The sequence below is a fragment of the Streptomyces silaceus genome, assembly GCF_001419745.1.
Classification (GTDB): domain Bacteria; phylum Actinomycetota; class Actinomycetes; order Streptomycetales; family Streptomycetaceae; genus Streptomyces; species Streptomyces silaceus.
Map to the genome: position 1 here is coordinate 1 of NZ_LIRJ01000097.1, position 15644 is coordinate 15644.

Genomic DNA, 15644 nt, shown 5'->3' on the forward strand with positions numbered 1-15644 from the left:
CCCGCGCGATCCCGAAGTCGAGCAGCCAGGGCCCGTCGGAGGCGAGCAGCACGTTCCCGGGCTTCACGTCCCGGTGGACGACCCCCGCCGTGTGCACGGCGTCCAGCGCGTACGCGACGCCCGCGGCGAGCCGCAGCACCGCGGACGGCGCCAGCGGCCCGTGGTCCTTGAGCGCGTCGTCGAGCGGCACCCCGGGCACGTAGCGCGTGGCGAGCCAGGGCCGCTCGGCCCCCGCGTCGTGGTCGACGACGGGCACGAGGTGGTAGCCGGAGACGCGCCGCGCCGCGGCGACCTCGCGGGCGAAGCGCTCACGGAAGGCGGCGGTGCTGTGCGGATCCCGCGTGTACTCGGCGCGGATCAGCTTCAGGGCGACCGGCTGCCCGCCCCGGCTGCGGGAGAGGTACACCGTGCCCATGCCGCCCTCGCCGATCCGGGCGAGCAGCCGGTAGCCGGAGACTTCCCGAGGGTCCTCGGCACGCAACGGCTTCGGTACCGCACCCGTCATCTGTTGCCCCCCTGTCTCCGGTGTGCTGAGGCGGAGCGTATCGCGCGGGAATTGGTTGCTTCCGGGACGCGGAATGGGTGATGAGATTCGCCATATCCCATCAATTCGGGCATTTGGTCTAAGGTGGGTGAGATTGTCTGACGGAGGTACGAGCTCCGCCGGGAGCGGAGACGCAAGCTCCGCTCCGAAGCACAGGGAAAGGTCGCGGGTAGGGCGATGACGGAAGCCATTCTGCTGGTCGGCGGGCAGGGCACCCGGCTGCGGCCGGTCACGGTCCACACGCCGAAGCCGATGGTCCCCGCGGCCGGCGTCCCGTTCCTGGCCCACCAGCTCGCCCGCCTCGCGGCCGCCGGCGTCGACCACGTCGTGATGGCCACCTGCTATCTCGCCGAGGTCTTCGAGCCGCACTTCGGCGACGGATCGGCGTACGGCCTGGAACTGGAGTACGTCGTCGAGGACCGGCCCCTCGGCACCGGCGGCGCCATCCGCAACGCCGCCCGGCGGCTGCGGTGCGGCGGCGACGAGCCCGTGCTCGTGTTCAACGGCGACATCCTCAGCGGCCTCGACATCCGCGGCCTGGTCGCCACGCACACGCGGCGTGACGCCGACGTCACGCTCCACCTCGCCCGCGTCGACGACCCCCGCGCCTTCGGTCTCGTACCGACCGACGGCGACGGCCGCGTCCTCGCGTTCACCGAGAAGCCGGTGACGCCCGAGGAGATCGTCACGGACCAGATCAACGCGGGCGCGTACGTCTTCCGGCGGTCCGTGATCGACACGATCCCCGAAGGGCGCGCCGTGTCCGTGGAGCGGGAGACCTTCCCGGCGCTGCTCGCCGAGGGCGCGTATCTGCACGGACAGGTCGAGGACACCTACTGGCTGGACCTCGGCCGCCCCGAGGCCCTCGTCCAGGCCTCCGCCGATCTCGTGCGCGGGGTCATCGAATCGCCCGCGCTCCCCGGCGAGCGGGGCGAGGCGCTCGTGCTGCCCGGCGCCGAGGTCGCGGCGGACGCCAGCCTCGCCGCAGGGACCGTCGTGGGCGCCGGTGCCCGCATCGGCGCGGGGGCGGTCGTGCACGGTTCCGTCGTGCTCGACGGCGCCGACGTCGGCGCGGGCACCGACATCCGGCAGAGCCTGGTCGGCGCGGGTGCCCGCATCGGCCGCCGCACCGTCCTGCACGGCGCGGTCGTGGGGGACGGGGCGCAGGTGGGGGCCGACAACGAACTGCGGACCGGGGCGCGGGTGTGGTGCGAGGCGGTGCTGCCCGACGCGGCGCTCCGCTTCTCGCCCGACGAGCCGACCCTGTCCCGTACCACCGAAGGGCTGTGAGCAGTGACCGTGAACCTCCCCCAGAACGACGTCCTCGAAGGCCTCGCCGCGCGGCTGCCGGAGGAGTGGGCCGCGACCCCGCTGACGGTCGTCATGCCCACGTACAACGAAGCGGGCAACCTGCCCGGCATGGCCGAGGCCCTGATGGCGCTCCCGCTGCCCGGCCTGCGCCTCCTCGTCGTCGACGACTCCAGCCCCGACGGCACCGGACAGATCGCCGAGCGCTTCGCGGAGCGGTACGGCAGCGCCCGTATGAGCGTCCTGCACCGCACCGAGAAGGACGGCCTCGGCCGCGCCTACGCGGCGGGCATGGCGCGGGCCGTCGCCGAGGGCGCGCACTACGTCCTGCAGATGGACGCCGACGGCAGCCACCCGGTCGAGAAGGCCGCCGAGCTGCTCGGCGTCGCCCTCGCCACGGACGCGGGCGTCGTCATCGGCAGCCGGTACGTCCAGGGCGGCACGCTCTCCGACGCGTGGGGCGCCCACCGCAGGCTGCTCTCCCGCTGGGCCAACGCGTACGCGGGCACCATCCTCGGCACCCGCGTCCGCGACATCACCGGCGGCTTCAACCTGTGGCGCGCCGACGCCCTGCGCGCCATCGACCTCGCGTCGGTGGACAGCGCGGGCTACAGCTTCCAGGTCGAGATGAAGTACCGCGCGCTGCGCCGTGGCTTCGGCGTCATGGAGGTGCCGATCCACTTCGAGGACCGCACGGTCGGCGAGTCGAAGATGAACCTGATGGTGCAGCTGGAGTCGGTCGTCATGCCGTGGAAGCTGCGGCTCGACGCGCGAGCGCGCGGACGGGGCGGCGCGGGGGTGCGGGGATGAGCGCGTCCACGCTGCGCGAGGCGCCGCCGGAGCCGGTGGCCGCGCCGGTGCCCGTCGGCCCCGCGCCCGCCGTGCCCGCGCCGTCCCGCTTCTCCTTCGCCCGGCTGCGCCGGCTGTTCCTGGAGGTCGTGAAGTTCGGCCTGGTCGGCGGCAGCGGTGTCGCCGTGAACCTGGTCGTCTTCAACCTCCTTCTGCACGGCATGGGTTCGGGCCCGATGACGGCCACGGTCCTGGCCAGCTGCGTCGCCATGGGCACCAACTACCTCGGCTTCCGCTTCTTCGCCTACCGCGACCGCGCCTCGCGCACGAAGCGCCAGATCGCCCTCTTCTTCGTCTTCAGCGGCATCGGCGTGGCGATGGAGAGCGTCCTGTTCTACGCGGCGTACCACGGCGCGGGCATGAGCGGGCCGCTCGGCTCCAACATCGCCAAGGGTCTGTCGATCGTCCTGGCCTCGGCGTTCCGTTTCCTGGTCTACCGGACGTGGGTCTTCCAGCACGATGCGCGTCGCCACTAACGGGGTCATACGGCCGGCCGCCCGGGCCGCCGCGCTGCTCGTCGTCGTCCTGCTCCTCCTCGTGATCGTCCGCCTGCCCTGGGCGGGCGACCTCGGCGTCCACGCGGCCACGATCGAGCGCCTGCGCCACGACCTGGCCGACCCGGGCAACCCCCTGGTCGACGCCGACACCCCGAGCCCGTACTACTCCCCGTGGATGCTGCTGCTCGGCTGCCTGGCCAAGGCGACGGGCCTCGGCACGTTCGTGGTGCTGCGGGTCGCCGCGGTGGCCGGGCTCGGGCTGCTGGTCACGGGCGTGTGGCACTTCGTGCGTACGCTGACGGAGCGGCGGACGGCGCCGCCGCTGGCGCTGCTGTGCCTGCTGCTGCTCTGGGGTCCGGCCCTGTTCAACTGGAGCGGCTTTCTCGGCCTCAACTCCCTCGCCCTGACGGTCTCCTACCCGAGTACCTTCGCGCTCGGGCTCTCCTTCCACTTCTGGGCGCTGCTGCGGAAGTCCCTGCGGGGGGCGGGCGAGACCGCGGGATGGCCGGCCTTCCTGGGCCTCGGCCTCCTCTGGTCGGTCATCCTCCTGAGCCATCAGTTCACCGGTGTGGTCGCCTCGTTCGGGGCGCTGGCGATGGTCCTCGGCGCGCGGCCGTGGCCGGCGCGGCAGACGCTGGTGCGCCTGGCGGCGGGCCTCGCGCTGGGTCTCGCCGCGCTGACGGCCTGGCCGTACTACTCCTTCTTCGACCTGCTCGGCATGGGAGGCCTGGAGGAGATCCACCGCTCGCTGTACCGCCATCTGCTGCCGCACTTCGGCCTGGCGCTGATCGGCGTCGCGGCGCTGGCGCTCCGCTGGCGCAGGGACCGCCGCGATCCCCTGGTCCTCTTCTTCCTCCTCGGTGCCGCGATGTTCGCGGCGGGCGGCCTGACCGGCCACTACTCCTGGGGCCGCGTGCTGCCGGCGGCCCTGATCCCGGCGCAGCTGGCGGCGGCCGTCGAGGTCTTCGAGGCGGGCCGCGCGGGGGTGCGGCGCGCCTTCGCGGCCGTGCTGGGCGCGGCGCTGCTCGTCGGCGCGTGGACGCAGGCGGGAACGCTCGGGTACGTGGTCCCGCGCGACGCGCTCCCGGCGCCGGTCGCCGCCAGGTCCAAGCCCCCGTGGCCGGGCTACAACTGGCTCACCCCGCAGGTCGGTTACGGCGACGTGGTGATGGCGAAGACGTTCCCGTCCCGCCAGATCCCGGCCTACGGCCCCTACACGGTGGCCCCCGGCTACCCGGACTTCTTCCTCCCCGACCAGGAGACCCGCCTCGCGGCGGTCCACTCCTACTTCGCCCCGGACACGTCTCGCGCGCAACGCCTGGAGATCCTGCGCCGGTACGGGGTGCGGTGGATCGTGGCCTACCCCGGCGACGGCGGCCTGCGCCCCGGTGATCCCGCCCTGCGGGAGGCGGGGCGGGGGCCGCGGGGGCAGGTGCTGTACGAGGTCGTCAGCCGATCATGATCTCGTAGCGGAGCTGCTGCCGGTGGGCGGGCATGACCATCAAGTCGGCCTGGAGGGGCCTGTCCTCACGGTCGAGCGTCACTCTCTTGAGCCGGAGCACCGGCTCGGCCGGCCCCAGGCGCAGGGCGTCCCGCTCGTCGGCGTCGGGCATACGGGCGGTCACGTCCTCACGGACGCGGACACCGACGTGACCGAGCGCGGCGAGAAGCGTCACGGCGCCACCGCGGATCTTCCCCGTCCCGGCGAGGGGCGTACCGCGGGCGATGGCCACCGGGTAGTAGGTGTCCGTCAACTCGCAGGGTTCACCGTCGAGTTCGATGACGCGACGGCGTACGACGACGGTGTCTCCGGGGCCGACACCGAGGAGCCCCGCGACGTCGTCCGGCGCGGGAACCTCGCCGGCGTGGACGATCCGCTGGGTCCCCTTGCCGCCCCGGGCGGCGGCCTCCTCGCCCCAGGCATCGGACTGCCCCTTCTCTCGGGGCGTCAGATAGGGCATGGAGGTACTGACCCAGGTGGGGTCGCTCATGGTGTGCTCCTGCGCAGGCGCGGGGATGGGGTGCGGCGGCGTTCCGCCGGTGATCAGCATGGGCCACGGCTCGGTGAGGAGGTGTTCGCGGCAGTCCGCGCCCCGGTGCGGGCGGCGGATCGCCAGGCCCGCCAGGCGCGCGACATGTGGACTGCCTCGTCGCACTCCTCGCCCGCCCGACAGGCGTCGCACGTCTCTGTGTGCCCCAGGAGGGCTCGGTACGTTTCCTGCGCCTTCCGCTCCGCGACGTTCATGAATGCCTCCCTCGAAGCCCGTCGCGGGCGACGCGGAGCAAGGAGGTGACGGCCCGGACGGGACAGAGGTCGCCGGGGAGGCGGGGCGGTACGGCCCAGTACAGGCCGGTCGGGCCGCGCAGGTCGGAGGCCGGCACGCTCAGGTAGTGGCCAGGGCCCAGCATCGGCGCCTCCGGGTGGCCCCAGTGCGCGGTCGGGTACCGCTCGACGAGCGCGTGGTACTTGTCCTGCGGCCGGTCGTGGATGACGGGGCCGTCGAGCACCCGCGCGAGCGTCGCGGTGACGGTCTCCAGGTCGCCGGTCCCGGCGGCGGCGTGCACGAGCGGGGCCGTGAGGCACACGGAGTTGAATCGGGTGCCGAGTGGCAGCAGCGTGATGCCGTGCTCCTGCCACTCCCTGTGTGCCCGGCGCGCATCCTCCTGAGCGCGCGCCGGCCAGTCGAAGGCGGCGCCCGTGAGCGCCGGGGGCGCACCGCTTGCCGTGCTGAGGGCTCGGCCCGAAATCTTGACCACGTCGACTCCCGATCGGTCGGCCGTACTCCGGGCCTTACGCGCGGGCGCCGGGGCTCTTGCTCTGCCGTTCGACGCTAGGAGCGCGATGTGCGTCACGACCAGCAATGTGCAGGGATGTGCGTGCGGCAACTCTGGAGGCGGATATATGGAGTTGAAGCCTTGACCCGGTTCGGTGAGGGAGCGAAGTTGGTGCACATCAGCGCACGTGTATCGGAGGGCAGCCATGGCGTTACTGTTCATCGGTATCGACCCGGAGACGGGCCAGAGCGGATCACCGACGGTATGGGTCGACACCGACACCTCCGACCTCGTCCTCCAGGGCTACATCGCGGACGACCGGACACGCGAGCGGTGTGTGCAGAACACTGCGCCCGGGCACGACAAGGGCATTCCGTCCCATGAAACCGTGATCCGATTCCCCGCCCACCTCGTCCCGCTGTTGAGGGAGGCCTGCGATGCCGCAGAACGAGCTGCGCTTTGACGAGCTCTTGGAGGGCGCCGAGCACTCCGCCGTCCATCTGGAGATGAGGGACCAGTACGGAGTGGGGGACGAGGCGGACGACTTCCTGGAGTGGAAGAACACGGGACGGCGGGACGCCGATCCGCGCTCCGCGTACTGGGCCCCGTGGGTGAACCTGGTCCAGCGGGCCGTGGAGCGCGGTGTGACGGTACGCCGGGCCCGTGTCGTGTCCGAGCCGGTCACCGACTACATCCGCTACGAGCACGCCGGCGCGGACGTCAATGTCTTCGCCGGGGAACAAGTGCGGTGGTTGCCCCGCCGAAGGGCTGCCGACCTGCTGCTCCCGGGCTGCGACCTGTGGATCTTCGACGGCCGGAGCGTGCTGTTCAATCACTTCACGGGTGACGGGGACTGGGCGGATCCGCCCCTGGAGCTGCGCGCCGACGATGCCCTCGTGAAGCAGTGCGTCGACGCCTTCGAAATGGTGTGGGATCGAGGCATCCCTCACGACGCGTACGAGATCCACTGACAGGAAGCTCCGGACAGGCCGGCTCATGCCCATATCCCCGTCGTCATCGGCCCAAGCGGCGCGCGAGAACGTGGCGAGCCAGCTGCGTGCGATGCGCAAGGACGCAGGCCTGACGGTCGTCGAGCTGGCCAGGCGGTGCGGCTGGCACCATGCCAAGACGTCCCGCATCGAGAACGCCAGGACACCGCCCTCACCCACCGACATCCGGCTGTGGTGCACGGCGTGCCGGGCCGCTGACCGGGTGCGGGACCTCGTCGCTGCCTCGCTCGACGCGGAGTCCATGTACACCGAGTGGCGTCGCCGGACGCGCATGGGGCTGCGCCGACTGCAGGAAAGTTACGTGCAGTTGTACCGCTCCACCGGTGTGTTCCGGGTCTACTCGCCGACCCTCGTTCCCGGACTCCTGCAGACGGAGGGGTACAGCCGCGCTCTGCTCAGCGGCAACGCGCGCCTGCTCGACATCCCGGACGACTCCGGGGAGGCAGCGGCGGCCCGGCTCCGGCGGTCGAAGATCATCCATGAGCCCGGCCACCGTTTCCTCTTCCTCATCGAAGAGGGAGCCCTTCGCTACCGGTTGGGCGATCAGGCCGACATGGCGGCGCAGCTCGGCCACCTGCTCACCGCCGGGGCGGTCCCGTCGGTGTCGCTCGGCATCATCCCCAGCCGCACTCCCGAGCGTGCGGTGTGGCCGCAGGAGTTGTTCCACATCTACGACGACACCCTCGTGTCGGTCGAACTGCTCTCCGCGCAGGTCAACATCACGCAACCCTCGGAGATCGAGCTCTACTTGCAGGCCTTCGAGCAACTGCGCGGCATGGCCGTGTACGGTGCCGAAGCCCGGGAGCTGATCGTGCGGGCCATCGAGGCGTTGCGCTGACGACGACGCCCAAGGGGCGGCCGCATGGCCGCCCCCAAGGGAACGTCAGCGCGTCAGTGCTCCCGCAAGGCGCGCCGCCCTGCGGAGGCGTGGGCCCGCCTTGGTGCCTGCCTTGCGGGCCAGGGGGCGTATGACCTTCGACGTCACTCCTGTGGGGGTCCAGCGGAACTGGAGGCGGCCCGAGGCCCGGCCTTCCGGTTCCACCGTCACCTCGTGCGGGAGCGCGCCGCCGCGGTAGTCCACCCGGGCCGTGAGGCTCGGGAAGGTGAGCGGGGCCAGGAGCAGGGACGTGTTGCGCAGGGGGCCCGACGTCAGCTGAAGGACCGGGTGCCGCGTGCCCGCGAAGCCGTTCAGGGGGAGCGGCGCCGCCGCCAGGTCCAGGCGCGCCGTGCCCTCGAAGACGCCGGGACGCACCGGGTCCAGGCGGAACGGCGTCTTCATGCGGCGGCGGCCGGGGGCCAGGAGGAGGGTCGCCACCTGGGGGCCCACGGGCAGGCGCAGGCCCGGGTCGTACGTGCGGACGGAGAGGACGACACAAGCCCCCGGTCCCCGTTCCACCCGCGTGATCTCGTGGCGGAACTGCGCGCTCGGGAACGGGCGGGAGTCCAGCCCCTGGTCCGTCAGGTCGAGTTCCGCGCGCGCCGACGCCGACTCCGGCACCCGCCCGCCCCAGTACGTCCGGCCCTCCGCGTCCACCGACGTCTCGCGCGGCGCCACCCCGTGGCCGAGGCCCCGCGCCGCCAGCTGCGCCTCGGCGAGCCGGTTGTCGCGGACCAGTTGGAGTACGACCCGCTCGGCGCGGGGCAGCCGCGCGTACGCACCCGGGGCGAGCTCCGCCAGGTACGGGTTCACGATGTCCGCGAAGCCCGTCAGCCACTCCTCGTCGCGGAACGGCAGATCCCCCGCGTACATCCGGAAGTCGTGCTTGAGGAACTTGTAGTCCTTGGCCTCCCGGACGGCCGCGTGACCGCTCGACTCCAGGAACGCGTCGATCAGGCCCTGGACGTGGATGCGGTCGCGGACGTTCGTCAGCTTGTGCCGCTGGTTGGAGATCGACGCCGACTCGGCCGCCTCATAGGGCGCGATGTACCAGCGGTACACCGGATCGGGGATGACCGTGAAGGACCTCGCCAGGCAGTACGCCTGCGCCGAGAACAGCTGGTCCTCGTAGTGGATGCCCTCCGGGAAGCGGAGGCCGTTCCTGTCCAGGAACTCCCTGCGGTACATCTTGCTCGTCGACAGGTGCTCGAAGAACAGCGCCGGCTCGGCCTCGATGCCCTCCACCGTGCGGCGCTCCGCCACCAGGTGCGGCATCCAGGTGGAGGTGCGGCCCGTGTCCACCCGGACCCGCTCCACCGCGCCCATCACGAAGTCGACCTCCCGCTCCCGGTGCGCCGCGAGCAGCAACTCCACCGCCCGCTCGGGCAGTTCGTCGTCGCTGTCCAGGAACATCAGGAACGGCGACCGCGCGATGTCCAGCGCGCGGTTGCGCGGCGCGCTGCAGCCGCCGCTGTTCCGCGGGAGCCGGAGATAGCTGACGCGCTCGTCCTCCGCCGCCAACTGCCGTGCGACCTCGGGGGTGTTGTCCGTCGAGTGGTCGTCACTGATGATGATCTCGATGTTCGCGTGCGTCTGGCGCCGCAGCGAGGCCACCGCGCGCGGCAGCCGCTCCGCGTCGTTGTAGACGATCACCGTGACGGTGACGTCGGGCGTGGTCGCCGTGGTGGTCATCGGGCCGCCTCCTCGGGCGTCGGGGCCGGGGTGCGCTCGTCGACCGGCGTCACGGGCGGCAGGGACTCCTCGCTCTCGCCGAGGAAGACCCGGCGCACGACGCGTTCGGCGGCGCGCCCGTCGTCGTACTCGCAGAAGCGGTGCCGGAACACGTCGCGCGCCTTGGCCGACTCCTCGTCGCGCCACGCGCCCGAGGTGAACAGCTCCGTCAACTCCTCCTGCGTACGCGCCACATGGCCCGGCGCGTGCTCCATCAGGTCGAAGTACACGCCGCGCGTCTTCGCGTACGTCTCCCAGTCGTCGGCGAAGATCACGACCGGCCGGTCGAGGTTGGCGTAGTCGAACATGATCGACGAGTAGTCCGTGACCAGCGCGTCCGCCGCGAGCGACAGGTCCTCGACCGGGTCGTACGAGGAGACGTCGATGACCCGGCCGCTCTTGCGCAGCCCGGCCAGCGGGGACGCCGCGCCGCCGTAGAAGTAGTGCCCGCGCACCAGGAGCACGGTGTCCTCGCCGAGCCAGTCGGCGAGCGTCGCCAGGTCCAGGCGCGGGGTCCACGCCGCCTCGTAGTCGCGGTGCGTGGGCGCGTACAGGATCGCCCGCTTGCCCGGCGCGATGCCGAGCCGCTCCCGGATGGCGCGGACGTCGGCGGCCGTGGCGCCGTAGAAGACGTCGTTGCGCGGGTAGCCGTAGTCCAGCGAGGTGTAGTGCGAGGGGTAGGCGCGCTCCCACATCTCCGTGGAGTGGCCGTTCGCGGAGACGCTGTAGTCCCAGCGGTCCACGCGCGCGAGCAGGCTGTGGAAGTTCAGGCCCTTCGCCGCGGCCGGGTAGTCCAGCTGGTCCAGGCCCATGCGCTTGAGCGGCGTGCCGTGGTGCGTCTGGAGGTGGACCGAGTCCGGGCGCTTGACGACCGCGTTCGGGAAGTTGGCGTTGTTCACCAGGTACTTGGCGCGGGCCAGCACCTCCCAGTAGCGGCGCGTGCCGGGCACGACGTGGTCGGTGCCGGGCGGCAGCAGCGGCACGTTCGCCGCCGTGACGATCCACACCGGGTGGATGTGCGGGGCGAGCTCGCCGAGCTTCGCCGCGATGGCCGCCGGGTTGCAGGCCACGCCCCGGTCCCAGTACGCGGTGAACACCGCGAGGTTCGGGTCGACGGGCCGCTCGAGGGCCCTGCGGTAGCGCAGGTCGCGGACCTTCACGCCCACCTTGTGCTTGCGCGAGACGACCGCCGAACGCAGCTTGCGCCGCTGCTGGTTGGCCGTCTGGAACGTGCGGTACTTGGTGTACGCGTCCTCTTCGAGGAGCCGGCGCCGCACGCCCTCCAGGCCGCCGGGGTGCTGGTGCCCCTTCGGCCGCCAGGCGACCGCCGCCCTGGACGCGCGGTGGAAGAACTCCTTGCGCACCGCGTCCGGCAGCTTCTCGCGGGCCACGACGCGCAGGCAGTCGCCGACCATCACGTCGTAGAGCGCCCCGCGGGGCGCCGCCGGCAGGCCCCGGTCCGCGGCGAGCCGCAGCAGCGACTCATAGCGCTCGATGACGCCGTACCGCTCCTCGGGCGCACCCTTGGGCAGGCTCTCCGCGCGCAACTCCCGTACGTTCAGCGCCACATGGTCGAGCGTCGCGAGGCGGTCCGCGACGAGCAGCGCGGCGTACGCGGCGAACGTCTCGTCGTCCACGGCCAGTTCGTCGCGGTGCGCCCGCCAGAAGTCCGCCCGCAGCACCCGGGTGCCGAGCAGCGGCGTGGCCTTCAGGAGGTCCGGGCAGTCCGCGAGCGGCAGGTCGCGCCCGCCCTGGCGGACCAGGAACCTCCCGTCGGGGCCCGGCATCCCCTGGTGGCGCCACGTCGAGCGGACGTGGTCCACGACCAGGACGTCCACGCCGTCCGGCAGTCCGGCGGCGCGGTCGGCGACGGCGCGCGGCGCGCCGGTGGGGACGCTGTCCTTGCTGTGCACGAACTGCAGCCACCGGCCGCCCGCCCGCGCGGCACCCGCCGCGCGGGCCGCGCCGTCGCCCGTGCCCTCGGGCAGCGGCACGACGATGACACCGGGCCGGTCCGCGGCGGCGGCCTGCGCCGAGGGGCCCACGGCGGCGACGATCACCTCGACGCCGGGCGCGGCCTGCGCGGTGAGCGCGTCCAGGCCGGCGCCGAGGTGCCCCTGGACGTTGCGCCCGTGGACGACGACGCTCAGCTCGGGTGCGTCGGTGACGCTCGGCTCGGGCACGGCGGTGCCCCCCTCTCGTGTGCTCATGCGGTGGCCGTTCCTCGGTGGGCGAGCATCCGGTCGACGACACGGCGCGAGGCCTGGCCGTCGTCCAGGTCGCAGAACTCGGCGCGGAACTCCTCGTACGCCTTCCGGTACGGCGCGGTCGTCGCGTCGAGGTCCTTCAGCGCGGCGATCAGCTCGTCGGAGGTGGGCAGCAGCGGCCCCGGCGCGCGCTTCTCGAAGTCGAAGTAGAAGCCGCGCAGCCGGTCGCGGTAGTGCTCCAGGTCGTACGTGAAGAACAGCATCGGACGGCCCGTCACGGCGAAGTCGAACATCACCGAGGAGTAGTCGGTGATCATGACGTCCGCGATCAGGAGCAGGTCCATGATGTCCGGGTAGCTCGCCACGTCCCACACGAAGCCGTCGCCCGCGCCGGGCACCGGCTCCACGATGTGCGCGTGCGGCCGGACCAGCAGGACGTGGTCCTCGCCCAGCTCCTCGCGCGCCTTCGCCAGGTCGAGGCGCAGGTCGAGCAGGAAGCCGCCGCGGTGACGCTGCTTGTCCTCGCGCCAGGTCGGCGCGTACAGGACGACCTTCTTGCCCTCGGGCAGGCCGAGCGCCCGGCGCACCTTCTCCGCGCGCTTGGCGCGGTCGGGGGCGAGCAGCACGTCGTTGCGCGGGTAGCCGGCCTCCAGGAGCTCGCCGTCCACGTCGCCGCCGAACCGGAAGGCGCTGCGCATGATCGGCGTGCTGAACCGGTTCGGCGAGAGCAGCATCGTCCACTGGTGGCGCTCGCGGTCCAGGTCCTGGAGGTACTGCGTGCTCGCGAAGTGGTCGTTGTCGAAGTCGAAGCCGATCCGCTTCAGCGGGGTGCCGTGCCAGGTCTGGATGATCTGCTGGCCCTCGCGCCGCTCCAGCCAGCGCGGGAAGTGCGTGTTGCCCACGATGTAGCGGGAGCGGGCCATCGCCTCGTAGTACTCGGGGCTGTGCACGCGCACGGCCTTCGCGGTGGCCGGGACCTCGCACTGGCCGTCCTTGACGACCCACAGGTGCTCCAGGGGCAGGGCGCGGCGGACCAGCTCCTCGTGGATGGCGCGCGGCGAGTCGCCGTACATGCGGCCGCCGAAGACGTCGTACAGGACGGCCTCGCGCAGCGGCTCGTGGCGGGCGGCCGGGTAGGCCTCGGTGCGCAGCCGGGTCTGGCGGTAGCGGCTGCGCTCGTCGGGGCGCAGCTCGGAGTGGGCCATCAGGGCGAGCTGGTCGTACTGGCGGGCCTGCAGCTCGACGCGCTTGCCGTGTGCCTCGGCCTCCAGGGGGAGGTCGCCGTGGACCGGCGGGGCGAGCTGGACGGCGGTGCGGGAGCCGTCGGGCTTCTGCACGGAGGGCCACCAGAAGCCGGAGCGCAGCGGGGTGCCGGTGGCGTGGCGGTCGGTGGGGGCGGGCACGAAGCTCGCCTCGAAGCGGCCGTCCCGCGCCGTCGCCGGGAACGTGTACTCGTGGCCCGACCAGGTCTGCCGCAGGACGATCGCCAGGTCGTGGCTGCCGGTCGCGGGGTAGCTGCCGGTGAGGGTGACGGTGCCGTCGGGGCGTACGGAGACGTGGTCCACGAGGGGCTGGACGGGCTGGTCGCAGAACTGGAGGTACCCGCCGGGGCTGCGCCGGGCGTAGACCGTGCGGTCGGCGTCCTCCTGCGCGAACTGGGCGCCGGAGAAGCCCTCGCGGTCGTCCAGGATCAGGGCCAGGCGGGTCGACGCGGGCTCGGCGCCGGTGGTCTCGACGACCTCCACGGACATGTCCCACCGCGCGATCGACCGCTCCGCCTGCGTCGGGCGCAGGCGTTCGTGGTTCTCGCGGACCTCCGTCAGCTCCGGCGTGCGCACGCGGGCCGTGAAGGGGACGCGGCCCTCCCGCGGCGCGTCCAGGTCCAGCGGGACCGTGCGGATCGTGCCGGACTCGCGGTGGCGCATGCGCAGGCGCGGCTCGCCGTCCGGAGCCGTGCGCAGCACACCGCGTACGACCAGGTCGGGACCCTCGGCGCGGACCTCCAGGGCGCGGGCGTGCGCCGTCTCGACGCGCAGGGCCAGCTCGCCGTCCTGGATCTGCGGGGCCACCCGGACGTCCTGGGTCACCCAGTGCGCGGGCGGCGTCTGGCCGGAGCCCGTGCCCGCGCCGTACAACGGGCCGCGCCGCGGCGTGGAGCCCGTGCCGGCCACGGCGATCCGGACGTACCAGAGACCGTCGACCCACTTGCCGCGGTGGCGCAGGCGCGAGGGGTTCACCAGGGCGTTGAAGCCGGCCCAGTCGGCGTGCCGGAACTCGGCGCCGGAGGCCACCGTCGCCTCGGGCTCCAGATGGCTGCGCGCGGGCACGAGCACCGTGCGGCGGCTGCCCTTCTCCTTGAGGATCAGCGACTTCATCGCCTTGGTGCGCGACTCGGCGCCGAGCTGGCGGGCGAAGGCCCAGCCGGACAGCCACAGCTTGTCGTCGTGCCAGGCGGCCTCGTCGAGGCGGCTGCGCAGCCGCAGCTCGGGGTCGAGGCGCAGGACCGCGTCGGGGACGGGGGCGGTCGGGTCGAGGAAGGGGTAGTCGGCCTTCGGGTGCAGCGTCCCGGTCACGGGGATCGAGCCGGGGTGCTCCTTCTCGAACTCCAGCTGCCCGATCAGCTCGTCCAGGCGCCGGTGCACGGTCAGGTACAGCTTCAGCTTGTGCGGCACGTGCAGCGCGCGGACGGCGTCCTGGCCGATCTCGCGGACCAGCCGGCCCACGTGCTCCAGGAAGGCCTCCTGGTAGGCGGCGTCCGAGCCGGGCAGCACCTTCCAGAAGAGGGGGATCTCCTCGGCGAGCGCGTTGTTGTCGTACACCTTCAGGTGCTCGGCGTACATCGGGTCGTCGTCGATGTGGTCGAGCATGAACTCGCGGACCATGCGGATCGACTTCACGCGGTCGATCAGGCCCTGCGGGTTGGTGCGGTTCTGCGTGATGGAGCGCTCGCCGATCTCGCGCTCGCGCCAGTTGTAGATCGGCTCGCTCAGCACGTCGACGGACTCGGCGAGGTAGTGCGCGGGCACGCTGACCGGGGCGTCCTCGTAGAGCATCGCCTCGGGGTAGGCGAGCTGGTGCTTCTCCCAGAAGGAGCGCCGGTAGACCTTGTTCCACGCGGTGCGGTCGGTCAGCAGCGGGCGGAACCTCGAGACGTGCGTACGCAGCCGGGTCGCCGCGAAGGGCACGCGGTGCACGGGCGACTGGACGTACCCGGCGGAGCGGAAGCGGGTCACGTTGCCCGCGGCGAAGTCCGAGCCCGTCTCGTCGAGCGTCTCGATCATCAGCGCGTACGCCGTGGCGGGCAGGGTGTCGTCGCTGTCCACGAACGCGAGGTACTCGCTGCCGGGGGACATCTCGCGGACGCCGGTGTTGCGCGCCGCGCCCAGGCCCTTGTTCTCCTGCGATATCAGCCGGAACCGCGGGTCGGCCTGCGCGAAGGTCTCCGCGATCGCCGCACTGCCGTCCGTCGACCCGTCGTCGACCATGATCACTTCAAAGTCCGTGAACGTCTGGGCCGCGAGGGACGCCAGACATTCGTCGAGGTAGAGCTCGACGTTGTAGACGGGGACGACAACACTCAGCCGTGGCTGCACGCGTACTCCTTCTGTTGCTAAACGCTCCCATAGTGTAAGGATCTGCGTATTGATGCGACAAAAGGGATACTGCGCCGGGGTCGGGACGCTTCGGGCGGAGCGGGCCGGGCCGGACTGAACCGGACTGGGCCGGGCCGGGCCGGACCGGGCTCGGCCCGGCGGGGGTCAGCCCTTGCCGCCGCCCGTGAACCGCTCGTACTCCTTCAGTACGTCCGCCGTGGGGCCGTCCATCCGCAGCTCGCCGCGCTCCAGC

At 72.3% G+C, this 15644-nt stretch carries 13 protein-coding genes; 7 read left to right on the forward strand and 6 right to left on the reverse strand.

Annotated elements, in window-relative coordinates:
• Positions 1 to 505, reverse strand: a 505-nt coding sequence (locus AOK22_RS11255) for a serine/threonine-protein kinase (protein WP_157872215.1), incomplete at its 3' end; no start/stop codon positions are given.
• A 216-nt stretch (positions 506 to 721) separates the two neighbouring features.
• On the opposite strand from AOK22_RS11255, the gene manB reads away from it, so the two are divergent.
• Genes manB through AOK22_RS11275 form a run of 4 tightly spaced genes read left to right on the forward strand, consistent with a single transcriptional unit; the run spans position 722 to position 4660 of the window.
• Positions 722 to 1834, forward strand: coding sequence for a mannose-1-phosphate guanylyltransferase (gene manB / locus AOK22_RS11260; protein ID WP_055698456.1), 1113 nt, complete (start codon positions 722 to 724; stop codon positions 1832 to 1834).
• 9 nt (positions 1835 to 1843) lie between these two features.
• Positions 1844 to 2662 (forward strand): polyprenol monophosphomannose synthase, encoded by an 819-nt coding sequence (locus AOK22_RS11265; RefSeq protein ID WP_193433297.1) that lies wholly within the window; start codon positions 1844 to 1846, stop codon positions 2660 to 2662.
• On the forward strand, positions 2659 to 3177 hold the full coding sequence (locus tag AOK22_RS11270) for a GtrA family protein (RefSeq protein ID WP_055698457.1): 519 nt from the start codon (positions 2659 to 2661) through the stop codon (positions 3175 to 3177). The genes AOK22_RS11265 and AOK22_RS11270 overlap by 4 nt, the downstream gene beginning before the upstream one ends.
• Entirely contained in the window at positions 3161 to 4660 is a 1500-nt protein-coding gene (locus AOK22_RS11275) for a hypothetical protein (RefSeq protein ID WP_055698458.1), read from the forward strand. Before AOK22_RS11270 ends, AOK22_RS11275 begins: the two co-directional genes overlap by 17 nt.
• Here AOK22_RS11275 and AOK22_RS11280 read toward each other — a convergent pair.
• Positions 4647 to 5189: a GntR family transcriptional regulator gene (locus AOK22_RS11280; protein ID WP_055698467.1), complete on the reverse strand. Its 543-nt coding sequence runs from the start codon at positions 5187 to 5189 to the stop codon at positions 4647 to 4649. The two genes, AOK22_RS11275 and AOK22_RS11280, sit on opposite strands and share 14 nt — an antisense overlap.
• A gap of 250 nt (positions 5190 to 5439) precedes the next feature.
• Positions 5440 to 5955 carry a hypothetical protein gene (locus tag AOK22_RS11285; RefSeq protein WP_055698459.1) on the reverse strand — a complete coding sequence of 172 codons (516 nt, stop codon included), beginning with the start codon at positions 5953 to 5955 and terminating at the stop codon, positions 5440 to 5442.
• 223 nt (positions 5956 to 6178) lie between these two features.
• On the opposite strand from AOK22_RS11285, the gene AOK22_RS11290 reads away from it, so the two are divergent.
• From AOK22_RS11290 to AOK22_RS11300, 3 genes are read left to right on the forward strand one after another with little or no spacing between them, the layout of a single operon-like run.
• Complete coding sequence (locus AOK22_RS11290; protein WP_055698460.1) at positions 6179 to 6436, forward strand: hypothetical protein; 258 nt, start codon at positions 6179 to 6181, stop codon at positions 6434 to 6436.
• Entirely contained in the window at positions 6411 to 6944 is a 534-nt protein-coding gene (locus tag AOK22_RS11295) for a DUF6879 family protein (protein ID WP_055698461.1), read from the forward strand. Before AOK22_RS11290 ends, AOK22_RS11295 begins: the two co-directional genes overlap by 26 nt.
• A gap of 25 nt (positions 6945 to 6969) precedes the next feature.
• Positions 6970 to 7821: a helix-turn-helix domain-containing protein gene (locus AOK22_RS11300; protein ID WP_055698462.1), complete on the forward strand. Its 852-nt coding sequence runs from the start codon at positions 6970 to 6972 to the stop codon at positions 7819 to 7821.
• A 45-nt stretch (positions 7822 to 7866) separates the two neighbouring features.
• Here the strand turns inward: AOK22_RS11300 and AOK22_RS11305 are convergent, their stop codons facing one another.
• The 3 genes from AOK22_RS11305 to AOK22_RS43700 are packed head-to-tail and all read right to left on the reverse strand — an operon-like array spanning position 7867 to position 15391.
• Positions 7867 to 9552 (reverse strand): glycosyltransferase family 2 protein, encoded by a 1686-nt coding sequence (locus AOK22_RS11305; RefSeq protein WP_055698463.1) that lies wholly within the window; start codon positions 9550 to 9552, stop codon positions 7867 to 7869.
• Positions 9549 to 11801, reverse strand: coding sequence for a CDP-glycerol glycerophosphotransferase family protein (locus AOK22_RS11310; protein WP_055698464.1), 2253 nt, complete (start codon positions 11799 to 11801; stop codon positions 9549 to 9551). The genes AOK22_RS11305 and AOK22_RS11310 overlap by 4 nt, the downstream gene beginning before the upstream one ends.
• Positions 11798 to 15391, reverse strand: a complete 3594-nt coding sequence (locus tag AOK22_RS43700; RefSeq protein WP_055698465.1) for a bifunctional glycosyltransferase/CDP-glycerol:glycerophosphate glycerophosphotransferase — start codon at positions 15389 to 15391, stop codon at positions 11798 to 11800. The genes AOK22_RS11310 and AOK22_RS43700 overlap by 4 nt, the downstream gene beginning before the upstream one ends.
• Positions 15392 to 15644 lie beyond the last annotated feature (253 nt).

Bases quoted from the DNA above. Each gene is read 5' to 3' on its own strand.
- AOK22_RS11275 (WP_055698458.1), top strand. From the start codon at position 3,161: ATGCGCGTCGCCACTAACGGGGTCATACGGCCGGCCGCCCGGGCCGCC.
- AOK22_RS11290 (WP_055698460.1), top strand. From the start codon at position 6,179: ATGGCGTTACTGTTCATCGGTATCGACCCGGAGACGGGCCAGAGCGGA.
- AOK22_RS11305 (WP_055698463.1), bottom strand. From the start codon at position 9,552: ATGACCACCACGGCGACCACGCCCGACGTCACCGTCACGGTGATCGTC.
- manB (WP_055698456.1), top strand. From the start codon at position 722: ATGACGGAAGCCATTCTGCTGGTCGGCGGGCAGGGCACCCGGCTGCGG.
- AOK22_RS11300 (WP_055698462.1), top strand. From the start codon at position 6,970: ATGCCCATATCCCCGTCGTCATCGGCCCAAGCGGCGCGCGAGAACGTG.
- AOK22_RS11295 (WP_055698461.1), top strand. From the start codon at position 6,411: ATGCCGCAGAACGAGCTGCGCTTTGACGAGCTCTTGGAGGGCGCCGAG.
- AOK22_RS11310 (WP_055698464.1), bottom strand. From the start codon at position 11,801: ATGAGCACACGAGAGGGGGGCACCGCCGTGCCCGAGCCGAGCGTCACC.
- AOK22_RS11280 (WP_055698467.1), bottom strand. From the start codon at position 5,189: ATGAGCGACCCCACCTGGGTCAGTACCTCCATGCCCTATCTGACGCCC.
- AOK22_RS11270 (WP_055698457.1), top strand. From the start codon at position 2,659: ATGAGCGCGTCCACGCTGCGCGAGGCGCCGCCGGAGCCGGTGGCCGCG.